The organism is Paenibacillus caui (assembly GCF_019904135.1).
GTDB lineage: Bacteria > Bacillota > Bacilli > Paenibacillales > Paenibacillaceae > Fontibacillus > Fontibacillus caui.
In genome coordinates this window covers 1-3,804 of record NZ_JAIOGQ010000066.1, presented here as the reverse complement: position 1 = coordinate 3,804, position 3,804 = coordinate 1, and the positions used below count along the sequence as shown (strand labels likewise).

The window sequence follows — 3,804 nt, the reverse complement described above, 5'->3', positions numbered from 1 at the left end:
CCGGCGTGGTGCATGGGAAATGTCTCGAAACACAAATAATGCCCTTCCGACTTCTTTCTGGGAAGCGAAAGGGCTGAAAAGTTTGCTTTCTCGTTATTTGGAACTTCGTTAACCTTTTGGAACCGCCGTATGCGGACCCGCATGTACGGTGGTGTGAGAGGACGGGGGTTAGCCGCCCCCTCCTACTCGATTGTCCAAGGTCTAGCGCTACCTCAGGAGCTGCCGCCTCCTTGGCCGCCTCCGCCTCCCTGGCCTCCGCCTTGCTGTTGACCGCCCTGCGGACTCTTTTCGACCTTTGGCGTAAGCTGTTCCTGAACTACGGTTCTGAGCAGGTCCATGACTTCCATTTTAAACAGCGGATTCTGCATCGTTTCCTGCATAATCGTCATCGTTTGCTTTCGGTAATCCGGCGTTTTCGTTAAATCAAGAAACATTTTCGCCACATCCGGCGATTTCATGATGTCGCTGACTGATTTTTGGTAAGTTGGATCTTTGATCAACTGCATATGCAGCTCTTTGCTTTGTGAATTGATCGCCTTGGCAAAATCCCCGGCAAACTGGGGGTCGGTCATTATTTTTTCAATTTCTTTTTTATATTCAGGTGAAGTCATGGTATCCTTGACTGCCATTCTGACTTCGTTATAAGTTTGGGTTGGAAGAAGCATTTTAACACTCATAGAACCTGATCCGCCGGAGCTGCCGCCTGATCCGGAGCTCGAACCTTCGGATTCCGAGCCTGATTCAGAATCGGAACCTGACTCTTCGCTGCCGCCAGAACTGGAACTGCCCGAAGGAGAGGTTAAGGACTCCATAATGGCTTTTCTTCCCTCTTCTGTTTTTAGAATATCAATAACCATGGATTTGGTCTCTTTATAACCTCCCTGGGCAGGCCCGGCTGAACTTTGTTCGGAGCCGCAACCCGATAGGGGCAGTATAATAAGCATACAAATGAGACCTATGGTCCGGCTGTATTTCATTGCTTTCAAGGTTCCCTCCTCCTTTGCTTCATGCTGGATTTAGTATGCGAACGGTAAAAATGAATTATTCCTGAGAATAAAATACAACCCCGTTCACGCGAACGGGGCTGCTTTAAGCGATTTTTTACAATCCAAAGCCTGCTGCTGTTTCGTATTCACGCCGGATCCAGGCTTGATCCTGCACCTCACTGCCTTTGGTATTTGACTGGTCAAGCAAATCGGATACGGTGACGAAATCGTAGCCTTTGGCGCGGAGCTGATCAATGATGGCGGGAAGAGCCTCTTCAGTATGCTTGGCAACATCGCTGGCATGCAGCAGCACAATATCGCCGGGATGGGCTTTGGAGACCACGCGTTTTACAATTTGATCTGCGCCTTTATTCATCCAGTCCTGGGAATCGGTATCCCACTGAATGACTTTATATCCCATGCCGTCGGCAATCCGCAAAACCCTTTTGTCGAAATCGCCATTCGGCAAACGCAACAGTTTCGGAGGCTCGCCCGTCAAATTGGTAAGAATTGTGTGGGCCGACTTAATCTGGGTTGTGATCTCTTCTTCGCTAAGTTGACTGTAATTTTCATGCTTATGACCGTGGCTGCCGATTTCAAAGCCCTGTTTTTGAATGTCTTTTACAAGATCCGGGTGGCTTTGGCTCCAGGGGGAGGACAGAAAGAATGTTGCTTTTTCGACGCCTTTGTCTTTCAGCACCTTTAAAATCGGCTCTGCCCGTTTGTCGCCCCAACTGATATCAAAGGTTAAGGCAATCACTTTCTTTTCTGTAGAAACACTGTAGACCGCAGAAGGACTGCTTTCGGAGAATACCGTGATATGGTCGCTTTCGATATAGACGACTCCGGCTGCTAGCAGAGCTGCAGCAAAAACAAAAAAATATCGTTTGATCTTTTTTCCGCTCAGCACATAAAAGAAGTTATTCATTTTGTAGCTGCCCCTCTCATTTATCAGATTTGCGATTAATATTGGTACAATGTATGCTCGTACCGCTCAGCTTTATGACTCCCTCGTCCAATTCGGGAGAAGCGCTTTGAAAATCATCATACCCGGGAGGTATATATGTTAAAGTTGCATCTTGTTCGTTATAAATGGTCTATGGTTGTATCCGTCGTCTTGTTTGCGGTTGGAGTGATGCTGGGAACTATAAATGCCGAAGCGCTGCAGCATTTGATTGCCGGGGAAGTGGATAAGCTTCGCCAGGTCAGCGAAAATTTAAGCAGCAGCGATCATCCCGAGCTCAGCTTTTTTGTGTTTATTTTTTTGAATAATGCGATTAAGAGTGTGCTTGTGATCTGGTCGGGTGTCATGTTTGGCATTCTGCCGATTTTATTTCTGCTGCTTAATGGAATGGCGCTCGGATTCGTAGTTGAGACTAACGCCCAGTCAGGCGGGGACATAGGGGAATTGATTGTAAAAGGATTGCTTCCTCACGGAATCATTGAAATTCCCGCTCTTCTTATTGCTTGCGCGTATGGACTGCAATTTGGCGTTCTTGTCTGGAGAAGCATTGTGAGAATGGGTGATCGGCGGAAAAAGCAAAGCTTGGAGGTAGAGTGGAAAACCTTTGTCCGAGCGGCGGTCGGTGCAACGTTCTGGGTAGTTATCCTGCTTGGCGTTGCGGCGATTATTGAAAGCACGCTAACCTTTTACCTTGTCCAAAATTAATTTTTTGGACAGGGATTCATAATTTTGCCAAAATGTGAGCATAACAGTAAAGCGATTCCTAAATGCCGTTTACCTTTTCTTAGAAAGGGTTAATCATGCGTACCGGGAATTTAAAATTAAGGAGGAGATCTACATCATGTTGGGTATGCTGTTCAATGATAAAGAATGCAGAGAATTGGACTATTTGCTGCGTAAAGAGCTGGACGAAATGCTCCTTGATCTAAGCGATAACCGGTTGGATCACGATATTCGCAGCGCCATCGCCAAACGATATACTACCGTATTTCGCATGTATGCCCGGTTTGCGCCTCCTAAAGAGTTGTCTAAATATGCTCGCCGCCACGGATTTCGCAGGCCAAACCATAATGGAGTGAACGGATAGATTGATCTAAAGTTACGCACTTGAAATGCTGTATATAAGCTAAATGATAAAAAACTTAAGAGAGGTATCTTTAGTTCATTCTATTTAGCTATTGACTTTACTGATTGCTTTATGTTAAATTAATTCTCGTTCTGAATTTTAGAACTTTGCGAATGTGAGAGTTTTTCAGAAAGAAATATTTTTAAAAAAACTCTTGCACAAATCGATGTGAATGTGATATATTATAAAAGTCGCCGCTGAGATGCGGTGATGCACGAAAGACAGTTTGATCTTTGAAAACTGAACAACGAGTGAGAGGATTTTACGGATGTAAAATCCGGATTTAAGAGAATTTAGGATGACTTGAATGTTCATTCGAGTTTCATCCAATCTCGTCAGATTCAAAATGAGCTAATCGCTCTTTCATTAAAGGAACAACTTTATTGGAGAGTTTGATCCTGGCTCAGGACGAACGCTGGCGGCGTGCCTAATACATGCAAGTCGAGCGGACTTGATAGAGAGCTTGCTCTCTTGAGAGTTAGCGGCGGACGGGTGAGTAACACGTAGGCAACCTGCCCGTAAGACTGGGATAACTACCGGAAACGGTAGCTAATACCGGATACGCAAGTCCCTCGCATGGGGGACTTGGGAAAGACGGAGAAATCTGTCACTTACGGATGGGCCTGCGGCGCATTAGCTAGTAGGTAGGGTAACGGCCTACCTAGGCGACGATGCGTAGCCGACCTGAGAGGGTGAACGGCCACACTGGGACTGAGACACGGCCCAGA

At 46.2% G+C, this 3,804-nt stretch carries 4 protein-coding genes, 1 rRNA gene and 1 pseudogene; 4 read left to right on the top strand and 2 right to left on the bottom strand.

From position 1 onward, the window contains the following. Positions 1-112, top strand: a pseudogene (locus K7397_RS22110) (group II intron maturase-specific domain-containing protein); the annotation flags it as partial. 100 nt (positions 113-212) lie between these two features. Here the strand turns inward: K7397_RS22110 and gerD are convergent. Further along, positions 213-977, bottom strand: coding sequence for a spore germination lipoprotein GerD (gene gerD, locus K7397_RS21030; protein ID WP_223070534.1), 765 nt, complete (start codon positions 975-977; stop codon positions 213-215). Positions 978-1,101: 124 nt separating this feature from the next. Then, positions 1,102-1,914, bottom strand: coding sequence for a polysaccharide deacetylase family sporulation protein PdaB (gene pdaB / locus K7397_RS21025; protein WP_223070533.1), 813 nt, complete (start codon positions 1,912-1,914; stop codon positions 1,102-1,104). A gap of 135 nt (positions 1,915-2,049) precedes the next feature. Here pdaB and K7397_RS21020 point away from each other — a divergent pair, with 135 nt between their 5' ends. The 3 genes from K7397_RS21020 to K7397_RS21010 form a co-directional block, all read left to right on the top strand. After that, on the top strand, positions 2,050-2,655 hold the full coding sequence (locus K7397_RS21020; protein ID WP_223070532.1) for a stage II sporulation protein M: 606 nt from the start codon (positions 2,050-2,052) through the stop codon (positions 2,653-2,655). 136 nt (positions 2,656-2,791) lie between these two features. Then, entirely contained in the window at positions 2,792-3,037 is a 246-nt protein-coding gene (locus K7397_RS21015) for a hypothetical protein (protein WP_223070531.1), read from the top strand. Between the two features lie 419 nt (positions 3,038-3,456). Continuing rightward, positions 3,457-3,804, top strand: a 16S ribosomal RNA gene (locus K7397_RS21010); the annotation flags it as partial.